Genomic DNA, 21,304 nt, shown 5'->3' on the forward strand with positions numbered 1-21,304 from the left:
CTCAGTCCTTCTGGCCGGGTGCAGCATCCCTGATTGCGGGCGCGGGCTTGATCGGTCCGCCATCGGGCGAGACCGGCATCAAGATCCGGAATATGGTCTTGCGGCTCTGGCTGTCGCATTCGACGATGCCGCCATGGCCGCCGACGATCTTGGCGACCAGGGCGAGGCCGAGGCCCGAGCCGTTGATCTTGGTGGTGATGAACGGATCGAACAGGTGCTGGGCCAGATCCGGCGGAACGCCCGGACCATTGTCCTGCACGCAGAATTCGAGCGGAAGCGACACCTTCTCGCGCGTGCCGGCCACCGACAGGCGGATGCCCGGACGGTAGGCCGTGGTCAGCACGATTTCGCCGTTCGGGTCGTCGCCGATCGCCTCGGCGGCGTTCTTGACGAGGTTCAGGAACACCTGCACCAGCTGGTCGCGGTTGGCGTAGACGGCGGGCAGCGACGGGTCATAGAGTTCGACGAACTTGATCCGCCGCGCGAACCCGGCCTTGGCCACCGCCTTGACGTGGTCGAGCACCGAATGGATGTTGATCGGCACCCGGTCCACCGGACGTTCGTCGGAAAAGATCTCCATCCGGTCGACCAGCGAGACGATGCGGTCGGTCTCGTCGCGGATCAGCCGGGTTAGCGCCCTGTCCTCGTCACCCACCGACATTTCCAGAAGCTGGGCCGCGCCGCGAATGCCCGACAGCGGGTTCTTGATTTCATGGGCGAGCATCGAGGCGAGCCCGGTGACCGAGCGGGCGGCGGCGCGATGGGTCAGTTGCCGGTCGATCTTGTCGGCCATCGACCGCTCCTGGAACACCACCACGACATTGTCGGGCAGGCCCGCCACCGGCGCCACATAAAGATCGACCAGCTTGTCATTGCCCAGGCGCGGCGAACTCAGGTCCACGCGGTATTCGTTGACCGCCGCGCGGCGGTCGCGCACCTGCTCGATCAGTTCGAGCAGCGGGCTGCCGAAGGGAATGAAGGTCTCGAGCTTGTGCCGGCCGAGATGGGCGGCGCTGGCGGCGAAAAACGATTCCGCCTCCCAGTTGGCGAAACACACCACTCCCTCGCCATTGACCATGATCACCGGGTGCTGGATGGCGTTTAGCACCATGCCTGCGGTTGCGGTTTCGGCGCCAGTGGCCGGGTCGCGGGTCTTGTCGCTCACGCGGCACTCTCCATCAAATCGGCCGGCGCACCGGCCTCGCCAAGCGCTTCGGCGAACAGCCGCGCGACCTCCTCGGCCTTGCGCGAGGTCATCATCGCCGCCTTCAGCGGGGCCGGCGTCAGCGGCGCGAGCGTGTCGAGATACCAACCGATATGCTTGCGCGCATGGCGGACGCCGACATCTTCGCCGTAATGGGAAATCATCATCCGGTAATGCGCGAGCGCGACCGCCGCCCGCGCGCTCCCCGGTGCAGGCACGCTGTCGGCGCCGGCCAGTTCGCCGCAGATCCAGGGCTGGCCGCGCGAGGCGCGCCCTACCATCACCGCATCGGCGCCCGAGCGCCGCAGGCATTCGCCGATGGCCGCGCGCGAAACGATGTCGCCATTGGCAATCAGCGGCACGTCGACGGCCTCGCGAACACGCGCGATCGCGTCCCAGTCGGCCGTGCCCTCGTAAAACTGCATGCGGGTGCGGCCATGCACGGTGATCATTTGCACGCCTGCGGCCTCGGCGCGGGCGGCGATCAGCGCGGCGTTGTGGTTTTCATCGTCCCAGCCGAGCCGCATCTTCAGCGTCACCGGGACGGACACTGCCTTTACGGTCGCCTCGATCAGCGACAGCGCGTGATCGGGATCGCGCATCAGCGCCGAGCCGGAATAGCCGCCGGTCACCTTCTTGGCCGGACAACCCATGTTGATGTCGATCATCGCCGCGCCTTCGGCTTCGGCGATTCGGGCCGCTTCGCCCATCCACCAGGCCTCTCGGCCGGCAATCTGCACCACATGCGGGTCGATTCCGTCGCCGCGCAGCCGTACTTTCGATTCGGAGCGCTGCGTCACAAGTTCGCGGCTCGCCACCATCTCGGTGAACACCAGTCCGGCGCCAAAGCGCCAGGCAAGCTGCCGAAACGGCAAGTCGGAGATTCCGGACAAAGGCGCCAGGAACACCCGGTTGCGCGCCGTGACAGGACCGATCCGGAGCGGCTGACTGAGAATGGCGTCGATCTTTTGCATGCGTATGGAGCAACTTTCCTAGCTGCACTTTTTTTAGACAATAGCAGTGGAATTGCCAAGCGGTAATCGCGGCTTTGCCGAGAAAAATGCAAAAGAGCTTTTTTCCGGGCGACGCAAGTTCTAAACACTTGCCGAGTTGGGGTTGCGGGATCGAAACGGACATGAGCGCTGCACAAAAATTCGGCCTGGTGGTCGTCGCCGCGGGCCGCGGGGAACGGGCGGGCTCGCCCCAGGACGGGCCCAAGCAGTACCGCCCGATCGGCGGCCAGGCGGTGATCGCCCACACGCTCAAGACCTTTCTCGCCCATCCCGATCTCGGCGAGGTTGTGGTGGTGATCCACAAGGACGACGCGGACCTGTTCGCCGCGGCCACGGCCGGCATCGCCGATGCCGCGCGGCTGCGCACGGTGGTCGGCGGCGCCACGCGACAGGCCTCCGTCTGCGCCGGGCTTCAGGCGCTCTCCGCCGCGGCGCCGCGGCATGTGCTGATTCACGATGCGGTTCGCCCCTTCGTCAGCCGCGCGATCATCGATGGCGTGCTCGAAACCCTGCGCACGGGCAATGCCGCAGCCCTGCCCGCGGTCGCCGTGGCCGACACCCTCAAGCGCGGCGACGCGAAAGGCGACGTCGACGGCACGGTGTCGCGCGCCGGCCTGTTCGCGGCCCAGACCCCGCAAGGCTTCGACTACGCCATTATCGCCGATGGCCATGCGAGGGCGGCCGCAGAGACGCAAACCGAATTCACCGATGACTGCGCCATTGCCGAATGGGCCGGTGTGGCCGTGCGGCTCAGTCGCGGACACCCCTCCAATGTCAAACTCACCACAGCCGAGGATATCGCCATGGCCAATGAAAAACTGATGCCTTCGGGCCTGCCCGATGTGCGCACCGGAAACGGCTATGACGTGCATCGCCTGGTGCCGGGCACGTCGGTTACGCTGTGCGGGGTCGAGATCCCCCACGACCAGCGGCTCGACGGCCATTCGGACGCCGATGTCGGCCTGCATGCGCTCACCGATGCGCTGCTCGCCACCTGCGCCGCCGGCGACATCGGCGACCACTTCCCGCCCTCCGACCCGCAATGGCGCGGTGCCGCCTCCGACCAGTTCCTGGCGCATGCGGCGGGCATCGTCCGCGAGGCCGGCGGCGTGATCATGAATGCCGATGTCACGCTGATTGCCGAAGCGCCGAAGATCGGCCCGCATCGCGAGGCGATGCGCGCCTCGCTGGCACGGACGCTGGGCATCGCCATTGAGCGCTGCTCGGTCAAGGCCACGACCAACGAGACGATCGGCTTTGCCGGGCGCCGCGAGGGCATCGCCGCCATCGCCACCGCCACGGTGGTCTATGGAGCCGGCCGGTGAGCGCGGCGGCAGACCTCGCTGCGATCAAGGCCGACTGCCGCCGTCTGGCGGAGCGGATCGTCAGCGACTTTCCGGCCCTCGGCACGGTGGTGGCCACCGCGGAATCCTGCACCGGCGGCCTGATTGCCGCCGCCATCACCGATGTGGGCGGATCCTCGGCGGTGTTCGACCGCGGTTTCGTGACCTATTCCAATCAGGCCAAGCAGGACATGCTCGGCGTCAAGCCGGCGACGCTTGCCAGCTTCGGTGCGGTCTCGGCAGAGGTTGCGGCCGAAATGGCGCTCGGCGCCTGGAAGCATTCGGATGCCGACCTGACGGTGGCCGTCACCGGCGTGGCCGGCCCCGGCGGCGGCTCACCTGACAAGCCCGTGGGCCTGGTCTGGATGGGGCTGTCGGGGCCCGGCGTCTCCGATGTCGTGGAACTGCGCTGGGACCCGTCCTGGAGCCGGGACGCGATCCGGGCGGCGACGGTGCGTGCGGCACTTGAGGCGCTGATCGCCCGCGCCGGCCTGGCCTGACCGGTCAGGACACCGCGGCGTCGCCGTAGACCACCTGCGCGCGCTTTTCGAAGGCTTCCGAAAACATGCGGAACGCCCGGTCGAACATCGACCCCATCAGCATGCCGAGCATCCGGCTCTTGAACTCGTAGTCGATGTAGAAGCCGACCTCGCAGCCATGCGCGCCATGCGGCTTGAAGGTCCATTTGTTGTCGAGATACTTGAACGGCCCCTCGAAGAACTTGACGTCGATTTCGAGGTCGTCGGGCTTGAGCAGATCCTGCGTGGCGAAGGTCTCGCGAATGGCCTTGTAGCCCACCGTCATTTCGCAGATCAGCAGGGTCTTGCCGTCGCGCTCCTTGATGTCGCGGATGCTGATCGCCTCGCACAACGGCAGGAATTCCGGATAGCGTTCGACATCGGCGACGAGATCGAACATCTGGCGCGGCGAATGCGGAACGATGCGTGAGGTCTGAAAGGACGGCATGATTCTGAAGGTGGACATAGTCGCCGCCAAACTCAAGCCCGTATCGGACAAGAGGAACCATTTTTCGCAGCCGACCCCCGCCCTGTGCCGAAATCGGACACCGCCCGTGCCGCCGGCGCGCTTGCCCGAAACCATTCAGTAATTCGAATGTGCGTATTTTGTAAACGTACCTCCGCTCCCAGCCGGCGAGCCGGCCGTCATGCAAAGGTAGGATATGCAGTCCAGGAAATACGCGCTCACGCAGATCGGAGACCAGAAGGACCGACGCATCCATTCGCGCCGCGATGCCAACTGCCCGATCATCGTCCATGCGAAGAAGCGCACCGGCGACAGCACGGTGGCCGTGCAGTCCTGGCTGGTCAACCTGAGCGAGGAAGGGTGCCAGGTCGCCTCCGACCACTTTCCCCGCAATGTCCATGAAGTCTACGTGATCATTCCCGGCCTCGGCTCGAAGGTGCACGGCAATGTCGTCAAGCAGGGCGACTTCACGCTGCATGTGGCCTTCACCACGGCGCTTACCGCGCAGATCGTCGACAAGGTGGGCCGGATCAAGGTGGTCCCGCGCGCCCTGGCCAAGCCCGCCGTGTCGAGCCCGGCGTCGTCCGCATCCACTTAGGCCAGCCAGTCATCGAGTTTCGCCGCGCGCACATCCTTGAGCAGCGCCAGAAACCCCCTGGCCTGGTGCCCGGCCACTGCCCTGCCCTTGTCCGCCGTGGCTTTCGCTGCCTCGCCGACCGCACCGGATGCGTTGAGGTCGCTCGCAATCCAGGCGAAGGCATGCGCGCCGGTGTGGCGCAGCAGCTCGAACTCCTTCTCCGCGGCGGTGACCGCCGAGACGAAATTCTGCGCCTTGTCCATCGCCACGAGGTCGGGCGCGAAATGCAGCATCAGCGAGGTTTCGACATCGCCGCCATGGATGCCGTAGCTGGTCTCGGTGCTGCTGAACAAGCCTTCGGGCAAACCGAAGCGCATCCACGAGGTCTTCACCGCCAGCATGCGGGCGCGCACCCTGAGTTCGCGCGCGACGATGCCCATCACTTCCTCGTTGCCGCCATGGGAATTGACCACGACCACCTTGCGGATACCGGCCCGGGCGATCGAGTGGCCAAGCTCGACCCAGTGGTCGATCAGCGTGGTGGCGGGAATCGTGAGCGTGCCCGGCGCATGCTGGTGCTCATTGGACTTGCCGACGCACTGGACCGGCAGGATGCGGATGTCGAGATCGTCGGGGGCTTGCGCGATCACCGTCTCGAGCATGCCCGTCATGATGGCGCTGTCGGTCGAGACCGGCAGATGCGGGCCGTGCTGCTCGATCGCCGCGACCGGCAGCACCGCGATCGTCGCATCGGGATCGAGATCTTCAAATTCGCGGGTGGTGAAATCGCCCCACCAGATCTTGCGTGTCATCGTCTGTCTCCATGAGCCGCCGGCTCAGGCCGGCGCGGCGGCAATGATTTCGATTTCGACCTTGAAGGCTTCGCGCGCGAAGCCCGAAACGATCATCAGCGTCGAGGCCGGCGCGGGATCGGCAAACAGCCGGTCGCGCACCTTCATGTAGCCCGCCAAATGTGCCCGATCCGTGACATAGGCATTGATCCGCACGACATCGCCAAACCCCATGCCGGCAGCCTTGAGCAGGGCTTCGACATTGGCGAAACACAACTCCGTCTGCGCCTCGGCGCTCTCGGGGATCTCGTCGTCAAGCGTGATCGACAGTTGCCCCGAACAGATCATCAGCCGGTGGCCCGGCGGCACCTCCACGGCATGGCTGTAGCGGGCGAATGGCGCCCGGATCGCGGCAGGCGTGTGATGTTTCATTTCTGCACCCTCGTGAGCGACATCTATCGGGACCGGCACGCTTTTTATTAGTCTATTCAATGCCGGCGGGAAATGGGGCACAGTCACGGCATGATGCCGATTGCAGGTGAAAGAATAGGCAGTATGCTCATCTCTCGCGCAGTCGGCAAAGCCCGCGTGCAGACCATGTCCCGCGGGCGCGACTGCTTCGGCCTGCCACTTGATGGCATGGGGTTTGCTTTATGTGAGAATTGTCCGAGCCACCGGATTCGTATCGAATCTCCGCTCTAACCTAAAGGGATGGTGCACATGACGCTTCTACTTCGATCCTCGGTCGCTCTGGCGGCGATCGTCACATTGGGCGCGCAGGCATCGGCCGCCGAGAAAGTCACCTTTGGCACGAACTGGCTGGCGCAGCCCGAGCATGGCGGCTTCTACCAGGCGGTGGCCGACGGGACATACGAGGCCTGCGGGCTCGACGTCACCATCGCCCAGGGCGGACCGCAGGTGAACAACCGCGCGCTTCTGCTGGCCGGCAAGGTCGAGTTCCACATGGGCGGCAACATGCTTGAGGCCTTCTCGGCCGTGGAACAGGACATCCCGGTCAAGGTGGTGGCCGCCGCCTTCCAGAAGGAGCCGCAGGTGCTGATGACGCATCCGGGCCAGGGTCTCGACACCTGGGAAGAGCTCAAGAATGCGGACGAATTCATCCTGGGCGACGCCGGCTTCCAGAGCTACTTCCAGTGGATGGTCACGGAATTCGGCTTCGATGCCGCCAAGCGCGTGCCCTACACCTTCAACCCTGCCCCCTTCATCGCCAATCCGAAATCCGCGCAGCAGGGCTACGTGACCTCCGAGCCGTTCGCGGTCGAGCGCGAGGGCGGCTTCAAGCCCAACCTGTTCCTGCTCGCCGACTATGGCTTCGACACCTATTCGACCACGATTGAGGTCATGCAGGCAACGATCGACAGCAAGCCCGAAGCGGTCAAGTGCTTCGTCGAAGGCTCGATCAAGGGCTGGTACAATTATCTCTATGGCGACAACGCGGTCGCCAACGAAATGATCAAGAAAGACAATCCGGACATGACCGACGAGCAGATCGCGTTCTCGATCGAGAAGCTCAAGGAATACGGCATCGTCGATTCCGGCGACACCGAGACCATGGGCATCGGCGCCATGACGGACGCGCGCATGGAAAGCTTCTACGCCAAGATGGTCAAGGCGGGCGTGGTCAAGGACGGCATCGACATCAAGGCTTCCTACACGCTCGACTATGTCAATGCCGGGATCGGCCTCGACCTGAAGAAGTAAGCGGCAACCCGCCCGGACCTGAAACTCCGGGCGGGTTCTTTCCTCTGTCGTCTCGATCTGGATACCATGCCCGCCCGCACCCATCCCTTCCTTATCCTTCAGTCCATCGGCAAGACCTTCGCCTCCGGCGTGACGGCGCTCGACCGGGTCAACCTGACGGTCAACGAAGGTGATTTCATGAGCCTGCTCGGGCCGTCGGGCTGCGGCAAGTCGACCGCGCTCAGGATCATCGCCGGGCTGTCGCAGCCGACATCGGGAGTGGTCGACTGGCGCGGCCCGCCGATCCGGCAGAACGACATCGGCTTCGTGTTCCAGGAGCCGACGCTCCTGCCCTGGGCGAGCGTCTACGACAATGTCTGGCTGCCGCTCAGACTGCGCGGCGTCTCGCGCAAGGAAGCCGAACCGCAAATCGCGGAAGTGCTCGAACGCGTGCACCTGACCGGGTTCGAGAAGGCGGTCCCGCGGGAATTGTCGGGCGGCATGAAGATGCGCGTTTCCATCGCCCGCGGGCTCGTCACCCGGCCGCGCATCCTGTTGATGGACGAGCCCTTTGCGGCGCTCGACGAGATCACCCGCTTCAAGCTCAACAACGATCTGCTCGAACTCTGGGCCGAACGCGGCTTCACGGTGATCTTCGTCACCCATTCGGTGTTCGAAAGCGTGTTCCTGTCGAACCGCATCACGGTGATGGCCGCAAGGCCCGGTCGGGTGTTCGAGGAGGTGAGGGTCGACGTCCCCTACCCGCGCAACGAAACCTTCCGGACCTCGCCGGACTACGCTTCGCTCTGCCGGCAGACATCGGGCGTTCTGGTGCGCGCCATCAACGCCACTGCATCCGAGCTCGAGGAGGCTTCCCATGGCGCCCACTGACCGCGCGGCATCCCCCGTTCCGGCCCTGCTGATCGACGCCGAAGAGGCCCGGCGCGAACGCTCGATCCGGATGCAGCGCACCGGCCGCTGGCTGCTGCCGCTTCTGATCATGGTCGCGGCGCTGGTGCTGTGGGACCGGCTCTGCGTCTGGAACGATATTCCGCAATATATCCTGCCGCGCCCGGGCGTGGTGTTCGACACGCTGGTCCAGGATTCGGGCCTGCTGTTTGCCTCGCTGCTCGTCACGCTCAGGATCACCGCGCTCTCGCTGGCGCTCGCCGTGATCGGCGGGGTTGGGCTTGCGGTGCTGTTCACCCAGTCGCGCTGGATCGAGATGAGTCTGTTTCCCTTCGCGATCGTGCTGCAGGTCACGCCGATCGTGGCGATCTTTCCGCTGATCAACATCTATGTCGACGACCAGACCACCAAGTTGTTGCTCTGCGCCTGGATCGTGGCCTTCTTCCCGATCCTGTCCAACACCACGCTGGGGCTGAATTCGGTCGACCGCAACCTGATCGACTATTTCAAATTGAACGGCGCCAGCCGCTGGCAGACGCTCTGGCACCTGCGACTGCCCGCGGCGATGCCCTATTTCCTGGGCGGCCTCAAGATCGCAGGCGGGCTCGCGCTGATCGGCGCGGTGGTGGCGGAATTCGTGGCCGGCACCGCGGGCCAGTCCTCGGGGCTCGCCTCACGCATCATCGAGGCGGGCTACCGGCTCAACGCGCCGCGACTGTTTGCGGCGCTGATCCTGATCTCGTTGACCGGCATCGTGATATTCCTCACCCTGTCCTGGATTTCCCACCTCGTGCTGCATCGCTGGCACGAGAGCGCGCTCAAACAGGAGCAATGAGCTGTGACGTCGCCGACCCTCACGCTGCCCGAGTCCCCCGACTACACGCTTGTGAACCTGCGCCTGCACCGCGCCCATGTCGCGGGCGTGCCCGGCCTCGCCTTCGATGTGGAAGGCTTTGCGCGGGCAGAGATCGCGATTGCCGGTGCGAGGATCGCGGCCATACGCCCAGCCGGCAGTACGCCTGAAGCCGAATCTGTGCATGCCGTGGATTGCCGCGGGGGCATTGCCTTTCCGGCCTTCGTCGATTGCCACACCCATATCGACAAGGGACATATCTGGCCAAGAAAACCCAATCCGGGCGGCAGTTTCCCCGGTGCGCTTGAAGCCGTGGGTGAAGATCGCCGCGCCAACTGGTCGTCAACCGATGTCGAGCGGCGCATGGAGTTCTCGCTCTCTTGTGCCTATGCCCACGGCACGCGGGCGCTGCGCACCCATCTCGATTCGCTTGCGCCGCAGGAAGACATTTCCTGGCCGGTCTTTGCCGAGATGCGGGCACGCTGGAAAGGCCGGATCGAACTGCAGGCGGCCTGCCTGTTCGGCATTGATGAAGCCCGCGACGAGGCCTGGTTCAATCGTCTTGCGGATATCGTTGCGACCAATCGCGGCGTGCTCGGCGCGGTCACCTATATGGTGCCGGATCTAGACGCCCTGCTCGACCGGATGTTCGTGAAGGCGATGGAGCTGGGGCTCGATCTCGATTTCCACGCCGACGAGACCGACAATGTCGAAGCGGTCTCGCTCGACCGGATTGCGGAAGCCGCACTGCGCCACCGCTTCGAGGGCCGGATCCTGGTCGGCCATTGCTGTTCGCTCGCCCGCCAGCCCGACGATCAGATCGCAAGCACGCTCGACAAGATCGCCCGCGCCGGGCTTTCGGTCGTCTCGCTGCCGATGTGCAACATGTATCTGCAGGACCGGCATGCCGGCGTGACGCCCCGCTGGCGCGGCGTCACGCTGCTCCACGAGATGGCCGCGCACGGCATCAATGTCGCGGTCGCCTCGGACAACACCCGCGATCCGTTCTATGCCTATGGCGATCTCGACATGCTCGAGGTCTACCGCGAGGCGACCCGCATCCTTCATTTCGACCATCCCGTCGGCCTCTGGCCCGCGACGGTCGCCGCCAATCCGGCACGGGCCATGGGGTTGGCCGATGCCGGTATGCTTCAGCCGGGTTCATCCGCGGACCTTCTGGTCTTCCGCGGCCGCAGCCTGACTGAACTTCTCGCCCGCCCCGAAAGCCGCCGAACACTTATCCGCGATGGAAAGCTCATTGACGCGACTGTCCCCGATTACCACGACCTGGATGATTTGATGGAGCGTTGACCCATGGACATGACCGCACTGATTTCCGAGCTCGAAGGGCTCGCCATCGAAGCAAACGACAAGATCGTTCAGCAGAAGAGCCGCGATTTCTACTGGTATTCCCCGATCCTGAAGCGCGAGCTCGACCACGTGACCGGCGACATCGTGGTGTCGCCGAAAACCGAGGCCGAGCTGATCCGCGTGCTCAAGGCCTGCTATCGCCACAACATTCCCGTGACCCCGCGCGGCACCGGAACCGGCAATTACGGCCAGGCCATGCCGCTGTCGGGCGGCGTGGTGCTGAGCCTCGCCGAGATGAACGAGATCCGCGAGATCAAGCCCGGCAGCGTGATTTGCGGTCCAGGCGTGATCTGTGCCGATCTCGACAAGGCGGCGCGCGAGGCCTCAGGCCAGGAACTTCGCATGCACCCCTCCACCGCCCACACGGCGACGATCGGCGGCTTCATCGCCGGCGGGTCGGGTGGTGTCGGCTCGATCGGCTGGGGGGGCTTGCGCGATTTCGGCAACATCATCCGCCTGCGCGTCGTCACCATGGAGGAAGAGCCGCGGGTGCTCGACTTGACCGGCGAGGACCTGCACAAGGTCACCCACGCCTACGGCACCAACGGCATCATCACCGAAGTCGAGATGCCGCTCGCGACCGCCTATGACTGGGTCGACGCGATCGTCGGTTTCGAGAGTTTCGAGGCGGCCACGCGCTATGCCAACGCGCTCGCGCGCCAGGACGGCATCCTCACCAAGCTGATTTCGGTGGTCAGCGCCCCCTGCCCGTTCGATTACTTCAAGCGTCACCAGAAATTCCTGACCGAGGGCGAAAGCGTGGTGCTGGTGATGGTGGCGCCGCAGAGCCACGACGCCTTCCGCGCCTTCACCCGCCGGCATTCGGGCCGCATCGCCTTCGACAGGACGGAGTTGTCTGACGAAGATCTCAAGGGCCTGCCGCCGGTCTATGAGCTTGCCTGGAACCACACCACGCTGCGCGCGCTCCGCGTCGATCCGGCCTGGACCTATCTGCAGGTGCTCTACCCCTTCCCCAACCAGCTGGAACTGACCGCGAAGATGAACCGGATGTTCCCGAGCGAGATGATCTCGCATCTGGAATTCGTCCGCTTCGACGGTGACATCACCTGCTTCGGGCTTCCGCTTATTCGCTACACCACCGACGCGCGGCTGGAAGAGATCATGGATCTGCACACCGAAAACGGCTGCCCGATCTTCAATCCGCACCGCTACACGCTGGAAGAAGGGGGAATGAAGCAGACCGACGAGATCCAGCTCGCGTTCAAACGCCAGGCCGACCCCAAGGGCCTGCTCAATCCCGGCAAGATGATTGCCTGGGACGACCCGGACTATGATTTCGATTCCGGCGGGGTCTGGCTGTTCAAGGGCCTGAAGCAGGCGAGCTGAGGCGGCCGCCATGCGCATCCTTCTGGTCCACGCCCACCCCGTGGCGTCGAGCTTCAATGCCAGCCTGTTCCGCATGAGCCGCCAGAGGCTGATCGAAAACGGCCACCAGGTCGACGTGATCGATCTCCATGCGGACGGCTTCGATCCGGTGATGAGCGAAGAGGAGCGGTTGAATTATCACGACCTCTCGGTCAACCGGAAGCCGGTCGAGGACTATGTCGACCGGCTGCTTGCCGCCGAGGCGCTCGTGCTCGTCTATCCGGTCTGGAACTACGGCTACCCCGCCATTCTCAAGGGCTGGTTCGACCGGGTGTTCTTGCCCGGCGTCTCCTTCGGTCTCGTCAATGGCAAGGTCAGGCCGACGCTCAGGAACATCGGCAAGATCCTGATCGTCACCTCCTATGGCGGATCGCGTTTCCGCTCCTGGCTGATGGGCGACCCGCCGCGCAAGCTCGCCAACCGCATGCTGCGCGCCACGGTCAAGCGCGGTGCGCCCGTCACCTATCTCGCCCATTACGACATGAATCTTTCGACCATCAGGACGCGTCATGCGTTCATGAGCCGTGTGGAAAGAGCCCTGGACAAATTCTGATGCGTATTCTGCTTGTGTATTGCCACCCGGTCCCGGAAAGCTTCTGCGCCGCGGTCCGCGACACCGTGATCGCCGCGCTTGAAAAATCCGGCCACGAGATCGACCTGCTCGACCTCTATGCCGAAGGCTTCGACCCGGTGATGCAGGCCGACGAACGCCGCCGCTACAACGAGATGACGCTCGCCGACCACCCCTTCCCCGACCATGCGCGCAGGATCAAGGAAGCCGAAGGCATCGTCTTCGTCTATCCGACCTGGTGGTATGGCCAGCCGGCCATGCTCAAGGGCTGGTTCGAGCGCGTCTGGACCGGCGACGTGACCTTCGCGATCCCGGACGGTCCCGGCCCGATCAAGCCGCTGATGACGCATATCAAACTGCTCGCGGTGGTGACCACCTGCGGCGCGCCGCGCTGGTGGTCCTATGCCGTTGGTCATCCCGGCAAGCGCATTATCCTGCGCGGTCTTCGGGCGCTCTGCGCCAAGACCTGCAGGCGGGTGTTCATGGCGCATTATCTCATGGACAAGTCCACGCCCGAAAGCCGCCGGAATTTCCTGGCGGAGGTTGAACAGCGCTTCACAAGGCTCTGATCAGGCTCAGGGTTTCACCCTGTCCGGGTGAGCGTCGGCGAAGGCCGGCAGGGCCGCACACGCCTGCGCGATCGCCTGGATCCGCTTAAGCCCCGAAATGTCGGCGCCCCAGCGGTCGGCATTGTAGATCTGCGGAATGAGGCAGATATCGGCCAAGCCCGGGGTGTCGCCATGGCAGAACAGGCCCGTCGACGGGTGATCGAGCAGGACCTCGAAGGCCGCAAGCCCCTTCGTGATGAAGCGCTGCATCCACACCGTGCGCTCGGCATCGCCGCCGCCGGTGAGTTCGAGCACATGGGCGACCACCCCCATGTTGCAGACCGGATGGATGTCCATGGCGATCGCATGGGCAAGTGCGCGCACCCGCGCCCGCCCGGCCGGATCGTCGGGCAGGAGCGGCAGCCCGCGGGTTTCGATCAGGTACTCGATGATTGCCAGCGACTGCGTGAGCATCAGCCCGTCGATCTCCAGCGCCGGCACCAGGCCTTGCGGATTACGCGCCAGATGCGTGGGCGTCGTGTGCTCCCTGGCAAGCAGATCGACCACCTCGCTCCGGTAGCCGATCCGCCCCAGGTTGAACGCGATGCGCACCCGGTAGCTCGCCGAAGAGCGCCAGTAGTCGTAGAGAATGGGTGTATTCAAAATAGGTCCTCAAGCAATTAATACCATGAGCTTGTACTGAGGTATTGCGGTCCCGTTCGCAGCCATCACGCCTGCTGCTGCGGTTCTCGCTCACTTGTCTTCGATCCCCTTCTATGCGCTAACATCGAAAGGTAAGTTGGTGAAAACAGGAACAAGATAACAGCGATCCCGACCCTTCCCCCCGCCCTATTTCGTGACAACGAATGCATCAGGTGGGGATACCTGGCTTCAAGAAACCCGAACAGAATAACCATCGCCGGCAAACCCACCCAGATGATGAATGACATCAAGATCGCTGCAGCGGCATAAAGCCGGGCCTTCAGGTCCGGTGTGTAGCGGACAAATCTCGTCAATGCGACAAAATTGATGAGGATCGCCGTCACAGCTACCGGCACAAGCCACCATATGAAACGAACCGGTCCGCTGAGCGCGAAGTAAAAACCAAGCCCTACCGAAACCCAGTTGGTTAACGAGCACACGGAGACAAAGGTTCGGCGGTTCAGTGCCGACAGATCATTGGTTTTGCCTACCTGGTACTCGATTTCTGTCATGCCTTCTCGACGGTCTGCTCGATGGCGCCGAAGATGGAGTGGCCATCCTTGTCACGCATCTCGATGCGCACGGTATCGCCGAAGCGCATAAACGGCGTCTTGGGCGCGCCCGAGGCGATGGTTTCGATCATGCGGATCTCGGCGATGCAGGAATAGCCTGCGCCGCCCTCGTCGACCGGCTTGCCGGGATCGCCCTCGGGGCCCTTGTTGGAGACCGTGCCCGACCCGATGATCGAGCCTGCGCAGAGCGCGCGTGTCTTCGCGGCATGGGCAATCAGCTTCGGGAAGTCGAAGGTCATGTCGACGCCGGCATTGGCGCGGCCGAAGGGCTTGCCGTTAAGATCCACCTCGAGCGGCAGGTGCAGCTTGCCGCCGTCCCATGCGTCGCCCAGTTCATCGGGGCTCACCGCCACCGGCGAGAAGGCCGAGGACGGTTTCGACTGGAAGAAGCCGAAGCCGTTCGCGAGTTCCGCCGGGATCAGGCCCCTGAGGCTCACGTCGTTGACCAGCATCACCAGCTTGATCGCCTCGCGGCAGGTGTCGATATCGGCGCCCATCGGCACGTCGCCGACGATCACCGCCACCTCGCCTTCGCAATCGATGCCCCAGGCCTCGTCGGCCATGCGGATCGGCCCGCGCGGCGCGAGAAAGGTGTCGGAGCCGCCCTGGTACATCAGCGGCACTTCCCAGAAACTCGCCGGCATTTCCGCCCCGCGCGCCTTGCGCACCAGTTCGACGTGATTGACATAGGCCGAGCCGTCGGCCCACTGGTAGGCGCGCGGCAGCGGCGAGAGCGCGTCGCGCTCGTGGAAGCGTTCGGTCGGTTCCGCCCCGGTTTCGAGCATCTCGGCCACGTCCATGAGCCTTGGGCCCACATGCGCCCAGTCGTCGAGCGCCGCCTGCAGCGTGCGTGCGATATGCGGCACGCCCGTTGCCTTGGTCAGGTCACGCGAGACGACGACCAGGCGGCCGTCGCGGCTTCCGTCGCGGAGGGTGGCGAGTTTCATGCTGTTTTCCTTTGGGGGTTGGGGACGGGCAGCGGCAGCGCCAGGCCGTCGCGGCCGATGGTGAGGTGCCCGTCCCAGGTCGTCCGGACCTCGGCGGCCCATTGAATCTCGGTGATTTCGGGATCGTCCGCCGGCACCAGGTGATGCAGCACCAGATGGCCGACGTCGGCGTCAGTTGCGATCCGACCCGCATCGGCAGCCATGGTGTGGCTGGCGATCAGATGCGCCTTCAGCCGCGCGCCATTGCCGGTGCGCGCGACCAGCCGGTCGACGCCCTCGGGATGCAGCGCCTCGTGAACGAGAATGTCGGCGCCACGGGCAAACGTGGCCAGTGGCGGGAAATAGGCAGTGTCGGCCGAAAACGCGATCACGCGGCCGGCATGGCTGATCTTCAGCGCGTAGCAGTCGGTGACCGGCGGGTGGTCGACCCGCAGCGCCTCGATCAGGAGGCCGTCTTCCTCAATCACGACGCCTTCGCCGAATTCTCGGATATCGACAAGCGCGCGCAGGTCCGGCCGGCCCTCGTCTTCGATCCTCAGATCAATGTCATAGAGCATCGAGGCGACGAACCCGTCCCAGACCGCCTGCGTGCCCGCCGGGCCGAACACGCGCACCGGTGTCTTGAGCCCCGCCGTCCAGGCGGTGTGGATCAGCGGCCCGAGTTCGAGCACGTGATCGGAATGCAGATGCGTGATCACGATCAGGTCGAGCGCGGACAGCGGCACGCCGGCTTCGACTAGCCCGCGCGACACGCCCAACCCGCAATCGACCACGATCCGCCGGCCGCCGATCTCCAGCAGCGAGGATGTCGGCGACGGTCCACCCGGCCGGATCGCCGGCCCGCCTTTCGAGCCGAGGATGACCAGACGTTCGGTCATGCCGCCCATGGCCCCGCGCACAAGCCGAGCCGGATCAAACGACCCGGCGGCACGGACGTGAATCGGATTGAAACCATCGAGCATCTCCCACATGCCAGATTGACGGCTTTCTGCCGCAGCGTCGAGCCTTTTCGGCGGCCACAAAAGGTCGCGGGCCAAAGAGGTGCCATAAAGACAGTTGAGAACGCAACAATCAAGCGCGCCTTGCGCCTGTCTCTCCACGGCAAGAGCGGGTGCGCATGAGGCCACGGTGTGACAGCGGCGGCAGGAGACGCAGCCTGAGCGCCGGGGCCTAACGGTTGTGCTATTTCAACCGTTCGATCATCGCCGAGAAATCCCGGCCCTTGCCTTCGCCCGCCACGAACTCCGCATAGAGTTCGGTCGCCCGCGCGCCCATCGGGGTTCGTGCCGCAACGCTTTCGGCCGCCTGCTGCGAGAGCTTGAGGTCTTTCAGCATGAGATCGGCGGCGAAGCCGGGCTTGTAGCCGTTGTCGGCCGGGCTTTGCGGGCCAACGCCCGGCACCGGGCAATAGGCATTGACCGACCAGCAGGAGCCCGACGAGGTGGAGACCACGTCGAACAGGCTTTGCGCGGAAAGCCCGAGTTTTTCGGCGAGCGCGAAGGCCTCGCAGGCGCCGATCATGGAGATGCCGAGCAGCATGTTGTTGCAGATCTTGGCCGACTGCCCGGCCCCGGCATCGCCGCAATGCACCGCCTTCTTGCCCATGATCTCGAACAGCGGGGCGGCCTTGGCGAAGGCCTCGTCGCTGCCGCCGGCCATGAAGGTGAGCGTGCCCGCGGCCGCGCCGCCGACGCCGCCGGACACCGGCGCATCGATCGAGAGCAGGCCCTGTTTGCCAGCCATCGCGTGGGCCGCGCGGGCGCTGTCGACATCGACCGTCGAGCAGTCGATGAACACCGATCCGGGCGCGCCGACAGGCACGATCTCGGCATAGACCGCGCGCAGGATCTCGCCATTGGGGAGCATGGTGATCACCGCATCCCGGCCTGCGGCCGCGTCCGCCGCGGAACCCGCGGCGGACGTTCCCTCGACACGGATGTCGGCCACGTCATAGGCGGTGACATCGTGCCCGGCCTTGACCAGGTTGGCCGCCATCGGCGCGCCCATATTGCCCAGTCCGATAAACCCGATCTTCATGTGATCCTCCCACATTCTTCAAGAAAGCCTGCTAAAGCGCAATATCCCCGCCCGGCGGCTCGGCGAGCATCGCGTCGACCATCTCCGCCGTCACATCCTCGTCGCGGCCGTGGCGCCAGCGCGGATTGCGGTCCTTGTCGATGATCGCGGCACGAATCCCTTCCACGAAATCCCCTTCCGACGCGCTGCGCGAGGTGAAGCGGTATTCCTGTTTGAGCGCCGCGCGGATGTCGTCTGCGGCGCGCGCGCGCCGCACCAGTTCGAGCGTGCAGGCAGCCGACAGCGGTGAAGCCGCGCGGATCGCGCTTTGGGTTTTGCCGCCCCATTCGTCTCCGGGCAGCGCCGCCAGGATTTCCGCAAGCGTTTCCTTGGCGAAAAGATCATCGACCGTGGCGCGGATCGCCATCAGCGGGCCGTCCTCGGGATCACGCGCCCGCGCCGTGATCGCGGCGCAATCGCCGGTCTCGATCAGGATTTCCGTCAGTTCCGGCCAGTCGGCCTCGGGAATGAAATGGTCGGCGAAACCGGCAACAATTGCGTCCGATGCGTTCATCCGGTAGCCGGTCGTGCCGAGATACTCGCCAAGCCGGCCTGGCGCGCGGGCGAGCAGCAGCGAGCCGCCGACATCGGGCACCAGCCCGATCGCGCATTCCGGCATGGCGATCTTCGAGCTTTCGCCCACCACCCGGTGCGAGCCGTGCAGCGAGACGCCGACCCCGCCTCCCATGACGAAGCCCTGGCACAGCGCCACATAGGGTTTCGGGTAGGCCGCGATCTTGGCGTTGAGCCGGTATTCGTCACGCCAGAAGCGGCGGCCCGCGTCAAAATCGCCTTTCGACGCGGTGTCATACATGAATTGCAGGTCACCGCCGGCCGAGAACGCCTTGTGGCCGTCTGCGTCAATCAGCACGCAGGCCACATCGCCATCATCGCGCCAGCCGTCGAGCGCTGCCTCGATCGCCTGCACCATCTCGTAGGTCACTGCATTGAGCGCTTCGGGGCGCTGCAGCGTGATCTGGCCGATGCGGCCGATCTTGCGGATGCGGATGCTCATGCGGTGCGCTCCGCAAGCAGCGCCCGCGAGATGATCACCCGCATGATCTCGTTGGTGCCTTCGAGGATCTGGTGCACCCGGAGATCGCGCACCAGCTTCTCGATGCCGTAATCGGCAAGATAGCCGTATCCGCCATGCAGTTGCAGCGCGTCATTGGCGACGCGGAAGGCGGTGTCGGTGACGAAGCGCTTGGCCATGGCGCAGAACTTGGTAGCATCGGGCGCCTTGCGGTCGAGCTTGCTCGCCGCCTGCCTGAGGAAAATCCGCGCCGCCTGCATTTCCGTTTCCATGTCGGCAAGGCGGAACTGCAGCGCCTGGAACTGGTCGATCGACCGGCCGAAGGCCTGGCGTTCGCCCATATACTGAAGCGTCCGGTCGAGCGCGGATTGCGCGCCGCCAAGCGCGGACGCGGCAATGTTGAGCCGGCCGCCGTCGAGTCCGCTCATGGCATAGCGGAACCCGGCCCCCTCCTCGCCCAGAAGATTGTCGGCGGGGATGGCGCAGTCGTCGAACTGCACTTCGGCGGTCGGCTGCGAGCGCCAGCCCATCTTGTCTTCCGGCGCGCCGAATGTAAGTCCCGACCTACCATTCTCGACGATCAGCGCGGAAATGCCCTTGGGCCCCTCGGCACCGGTGCGCGCCATCACCAGATAGAGATCGGAAAACCCGCCGCCGGAGATGAAGGCCTTGGCGCCGTTGAGGCGGTAGCCGTCATTGGTGCGCTCGGCGCGGGTCCTCAGCGCAGCGGCATCCGAGCCGGAGCCCGGCTCGGTCAGGCAGTAGGAGGCGATCGTCTTCATGGTGACGAGGTCGGGCAGAAGCCGGGCCTTGATCGCGTCCGAGCCGTAGGACGCGATCATCCAGCTGCACATGTTGTGGATCGACAGGAACGAGGCCACCGACGGACAGGCCATCGACAGCGCCTCGAACACCAGCGTGGCATCGAGCCGGGTGAGCCCCGAGCCGCCATCGGCCTCCGGCACATAGATCGCCGCAAGCCCGAGCGCGGCCGCCGCTTCCAGCACCTCGCGCGGGATCGCGCCGTCCTTTTCCCATTGGGCGGCAAACGGCGCGATCTCTTCGGCGCCGAAGTCGCGCGCCATGTCGAAGACTGCCTGCTGTTCCTCGTTGAGTTCAAAATCCATGGCGTCCCGCCTCCTCCGACAGTCTCCGATCCGTTTCGCCGATCCTTATCCCATGGTGGGGATCACGAACTCGGCCCCTTCCTTGATACCCGAAGGCCAGCGCGCGGTCACGGTCTTGGTGCGGGTGTAGAACCGGAAGGCGTCGGGGCCGTGCTGGTTCAGGTCGCCGAAGCCGGATTTCTTCCAGCCGCCGAAGGTGTGGTAGGCGAGCGGCACCGGGATCGGCACATTGACGCCAACCATGCCGATATTGATGCGGCTCACGAAATCGCGCGCTGTGTCGCCGTCGCGGGTGAAGATCGCGGTGCCGTTGCCGTATTCGTGTTCCATCGGGTACCTGAGCGCTTCCGCGTAGTTCGGCGCGCGCACCACGGACAGCACCGGGCCGAAGATCTCCTGGGTGTAGATGTCCATGTCGCGGGTGACATGGTCGAACAGGCAGCCGCCGATGAAATAGCCGTTCTCATAGCCCTGCATCGAGAAATCGCGGCCGTCGACCACCAGCTTCGCGCCCTGCTCCACGCCGGAATTGACGAGGCCGAGCACGCGCTCGCGCGCCTCTTTGGTCACCAGCGGGCCGAAATCGGTGTCGTTGCCGGCCGTGTAGGGTCCGATCTTGAGCGCTTCGACGCGGGGCGCGAGCTTTTCAATGAGCAGATCGGCGGTCTTTTCGCCCACCGGCACTGCGACCGAAATCGCCATGCAGCGCTCGCCGGCCGCACCGTAGCCGGCACCGATCAGCGCATCCACCGCCTGGTCCATGTCCGCGTCCGGCATGATGATCATGTGGTTCTTGGCGCCGCCGAAGCACTGCACGCGCTTGCCGTTGGCGCAGCCGCGGGAATAGATGTACTGGGCGATCGGCGTGGAGCCGACGAAGCCCACGGCCATGATTTCGGGATGGTCGAGGATCGCGTCGACCGCCTCCTTGTCGCCGTTGACGACGTTCAAAATGCCGTCCGGAAGCCCGGCCTCGGTCATCAGTTCGGCGAGCATCAGCGGCACCGACGGGTCGCGTTCGGAGGGCTTGAGGATGAAGGCGTTGCCAGCGGCGATCGCCGGGCAGAACTTCCACATCGGGATCATCGCCGGAAAATTGAACGGGGTGATGCCGGCCACCACGCCGAGCGGCTGGCGCAGCGAATACATGTCGATGCCGGGGCCCGCGCCCTCGGTGAACTCGCCCTTGAGCAGATGCGGCGCGCCAAAGCAGAATTCGGCCACTTCAAGCCCGCGGATCACGTCGCCCTTGGCGTCGGGAATGGTCTTGCCGTGCTCGCGCGACAGCGCCTCGGCGAGCTTGTCCATGTCGCGATGCAGAAGCTCGACGAACTTCATCAGCACGCGTGCGCGCTTCTGCGGGTTGGTCGCAGCCCAGCCGGCCTGCGCCTTGGCGGCAATAGCGACGGCCTGTGCCAGTTCCTCGCTCGAGGCGAGCGGCGCTTTCGCCTGCACTTCGCCGGTGGCTGGGTTCATCACGTCGGCGAAGCGGCCGGACGTGCCCTTCACATGCTTGCCGCCGATATAGTGAGTAAGTTCCTGCATGGTCATTCTCCCGGGAATTGAGTGCGTTGATGCCACTGTGCACTGACCGGT

Annotated in this window: 23 protein-coding genes; 10 read left to right on the top strand and 13 right to left on the bottom strand. The window is 64.9% G+C overall.

The annotated features are described in order from the left end of the window. Nucleotide 1: 1 nt before the first annotated feature. Together AWJ14_RS07735 and dusB are read right to left on the bottom strand one after the other, a co-directional pair. Nucleotides 2–1,111 (bottom strand): two-component system sensor histidine kinase NtrB, encoded by a 1,110-nt coding sequence (locus AWJ14_RS07735; RefSeq protein WP_066177184.1) that lies wholly within the window; start codon nt 1,109–1,111, stop codon nt 2–4. 50 nt (nt 1,112–1,161) lie between these two features. After that, the gene (gene dusB / locus AWJ14_RS07740; RefSeq protein WP_066177057.1) at nt 1,162–2,178 is read right to left on the bottom strand and encodes a tRNA dihydrouridine synthase DusB; all 1,017 of its coding nucleotides are present in this window, start codon (nt 2,176–2,178) and stop codon (nt 1,162–1,164) included. Nucleotides 2,179–2,339: 161 nt separating this feature from the next. Here dusB and AWJ14_RS07745 point away from each other — a divergent pair, with 161 nt between their 5' ends. Together AWJ14_RS07745 and AWJ14_RS07750 are read left to right on the top strand one after the other, a co-directional pair. Beyond that, nucleotides 2,340–3,542, top strand: a complete 1,203-nt coding sequence (locus AWJ14_RS07745) for a bifunctional 2-C-methyl-D-erythritol 4-phosphate cytidylyltransferase/2-C-methyl-D-erythritol 2,4-cyclodiphosphate synthase (RefSeq protein WP_066177059.1) — start codon at nt 2,340–2,342, stop codon at nt 3,540–3,542. Continuing rightward, nucleotides 3,539–4,060, top strand: a complete 522-nt coding sequence (locus AWJ14_RS07750; protein ID WP_066177061.1) for a CinA family protein — start codon at nt 3,539–3,541, stop codon at nt 4,058–4,060. Before AWJ14_RS07745 ends, AWJ14_RS07750 begins: the two co-directional genes overlap by 4 nt. Before the next feature lie 4 nt (nt 4,061–4,064). Here AWJ14_RS07750 and AWJ14_RS07755 read toward each other — a convergent pair whose 3' ends face one another. Beyond that, nucleotides 4,065–4,526, bottom strand: a complete 462-nt coding sequence (locus tag AWJ14_RS07755; protein ID WP_066177187.1) for a type II toxin-antitoxin system RatA family toxin — start codon at nt 4,524–4,526, stop codon at nt 4,065–4,067. A 214-nt stretch (nt 4,527–4,740) separates the two neighbouring features. Between AWJ14_RS07755 and AWJ14_RS07760 the strand changes: the two genes are divergently transcribed. Next, nucleotides 4,741–5,142 (top strand): hypothetical protein, encoded by a 402-nt coding sequence (locus AWJ14_RS07760; protein ID WP_066177064.1) that lies wholly within the window; start codon nt 4,741–4,743, stop codon nt 5,140–5,142. Here AWJ14_RS07760 and AWJ14_RS07765 read toward each other — a convergent pair. Both AWJ14_RS07765 and AWJ14_RS07770 read right to left on the bottom strand, forming a co-directional pair. Continuing rightward, nucleotides 5,139–5,933: a creatininase family protein gene (locus AWJ14_RS07765; RefSeq protein ID WP_066177067.1), complete on the bottom strand. Its 795-nt coding sequence runs from the start codon at nt 5,931–5,933 to the stop codon at nt 5,139–5,141. The genes AWJ14_RS07760 and AWJ14_RS07765 overlap by 4 nt on opposite strands. Before the next feature lie 24 nt (nt 5,934–5,957). After that, nucleotides 5,958–6,344, bottom strand: coding sequence for a RidA family protein (locus AWJ14_RS07770; protein WP_066177070.1), 387 nt, complete (start codon nt 6,342–6,344; stop codon nt 5,958–5,960). Nucleotides 6,345–6,623: 279 nt separating this feature from the next. Here AWJ14_RS07770 and AWJ14_RS07775 point away from each other — a divergent pair, with 279 nt between their 5' ends. The 7 genes from AWJ14_RS07775 (at nt 6,624) to AWJ14_RS07805 (ending at nt 13,272) form a co-directional block, all read left to right on the top strand. Next, nucleotides 6,624–7,634 (top strand): ABC transporter substrate-binding protein, encoded by a 1,011-nt coding sequence (locus AWJ14_RS07775; protein WP_066177072.1) that lies wholly within the window; start codon nt 6,624–6,626, stop codon nt 7,632–7,634. Between the two features lie 66 nt (nt 7,635–7,700). Continuing rightward, complete coding sequence (locus AWJ14_RS07780; RefSeq protein ID WP_066177075.1) at nt 7,701–8,504, top strand: ABC transporter ATP-binding protein; 804 nt, start codon at nt 7,701–7,703, stop codon at nt 8,502–8,504. Then, nucleotides 8,491–9,357: an ABC transporter permease gene (locus AWJ14_RS07785; RefSeq protein WP_066177076.1), complete on the top strand. Its 867-nt coding sequence runs from the start codon at nt 8,491–8,493 to the stop codon at nt 9,355–9,357. Before AWJ14_RS07780 ends, AWJ14_RS07785 begins: the two co-directional genes overlap by 14 nt. 3 nt (nt 9,358–9,360) lie before the next feature. Continuing rightward, entirely contained in the window at nt 9,361–10,686 is a 1,326-nt protein-coding gene (locus AWJ14_RS07790; RefSeq protein ID WP_083220125.1) for a cytosine deaminase, read from the top strand. A gap of 3 nt (nt 10,687–10,689) precedes the next feature. Next, complete coding sequence (locus AWJ14_RS07795; RefSeq protein WP_066177078.1) at nt 10,690–12,093, top strand: FAD-binding oxidoreductase; 1,404 nt, start codon at nt 10,690–10,692, stop codon at nt 12,091–12,093. 10 nt (nt 12,094–12,103) lie between these two features. Then, the gene (locus AWJ14_RS07800; protein WP_066177080.1) at nt 12,104–12,685 is read left to right on the top strand and encodes an NAD(P)H-dependent oxidoreductase; all 582 of its coding nucleotides are present in this window, start codon (nt 12,104–12,106) and stop codon (nt 12,683–12,685) included. Beyond that, nucleotides 12,685–13,272, top strand: coding sequence for an NAD(P)H-dependent oxidoreductase (locus tag AWJ14_RS07805; RefSeq protein ID WP_066177084.1), 588 nt, complete (start codon nt 12,685–12,687; stop codon nt 13,270–13,272). Before AWJ14_RS07800 ends, AWJ14_RS07805 begins: the two co-directional genes overlap by 1 nt. Before the next feature lie 6 nt (nt 13,273–13,278). Here AWJ14_RS07805 and maiA read toward each other — a convergent pair whose 3' ends face one another. The 8 genes from maiA to AWJ14_RS07845 form a co-directional block, all read right to left on the bottom strand. After that, nucleotides 13,279–13,917: a maleylacetoacetate isomerase gene (maiA, locus tag AWJ14_RS07810; protein ID WP_066177087.1), complete on the bottom strand. Its 639-nt coding sequence runs from the start codon at nt 13,915–13,917 to the stop codon at nt 13,279–13,281. Between the two features lie 62 nt (nt 13,918–13,979). Next, a complete protein-coding gene (locus AWJ14_RS07815) occupies nt 13,980–14,465 on the bottom strand; it encodes a hypothetical protein (protein WP_066177090.1) in 486 nt (161 codons plus the stop codon). Then, nucleotides 14,462–15,472: a fumarylacetoacetate hydrolase family protein gene (locus AWJ14_RS07820; RefSeq protein WP_066177092.1), complete on the bottom strand. Its 1,011-nt coding sequence runs from the start codon at nt 15,470–15,472 to the stop codon at nt 14,462–14,464. The genes AWJ14_RS07815 and AWJ14_RS07820 overlap by 4 nt, the downstream gene beginning before the upstream one ends. Next, nucleotides 15,469–16,350: an MBL fold metallo-hydrolase gene (locus tag AWJ14_RS07825; RefSeq protein WP_066177193.1), complete on the bottom strand. Its 882-nt coding sequence runs from the start codon at nt 16,348–16,350 to the stop codon at nt 15,469–15,471. Before AWJ14_RS07825 ends, AWJ14_RS07820 begins: the two co-directional genes overlap by 4 nt. A gap of 304 nt (nt 16,351–16,654) precedes the next feature. Next, complete coding sequence (gene mmsB, locus AWJ14_RS07830) at nt 16,655–17,509, bottom strand: 3-hydroxyisobutyrate dehydrogenase (protein WP_066177094.1); 855 nt, start codon at nt 17,507–17,509, stop codon at nt 16,655–16,657. A 31-nt stretch (nt 17,510–17,540) separates the two neighbouring features. Then, complete coding sequence (locus AWJ14_RS07835) at nt 17,541–18,563, bottom strand: enoyl-CoA hydratase/isomerase family protein (protein WP_066177097.1); 1,023 nt, start codon at nt 18,561–18,563, stop codon at nt 17,541–17,543. Next, on the bottom strand, nt 18,560–19,708 hold the full coding sequence (locus AWJ14_RS07840; protein WP_066177100.1) for an acyl-CoA dehydrogenase family protein: 1,149 nt from the start codon (nt 19,706–19,708) through the stop codon (nt 18,560–18,562). The genes AWJ14_RS07835 and AWJ14_RS07840 overlap by 4 nt, the downstream gene beginning before the upstream one ends. Nucleotides 19,709–19,753: 45 nt before the next feature. Further along, nucleotides 19,754–21,253, bottom strand: a complete 1,500-nt coding sequence (locus AWJ14_RS07845) for a CoA-acylating methylmalonate-semialdehyde dehydrogenase (RefSeq protein ID WP_066177103.1) — start codon at nt 21,251–21,253, stop codon at nt 19,754–19,756. Nucleotides 21,254–21,304: the final 51 nt, after the last annotated feature.

Source organism: Parahoeflea olei, from assembly GCF_001703635.1.
In the GTDB taxonomy this organism is placed as follows: domain Bacteria; phylum Pseudomonadota; class Alphaproteobacteria; order Rhizobiales; family Rhizobiaceae; genus Hoeflea; species Hoeflea olei.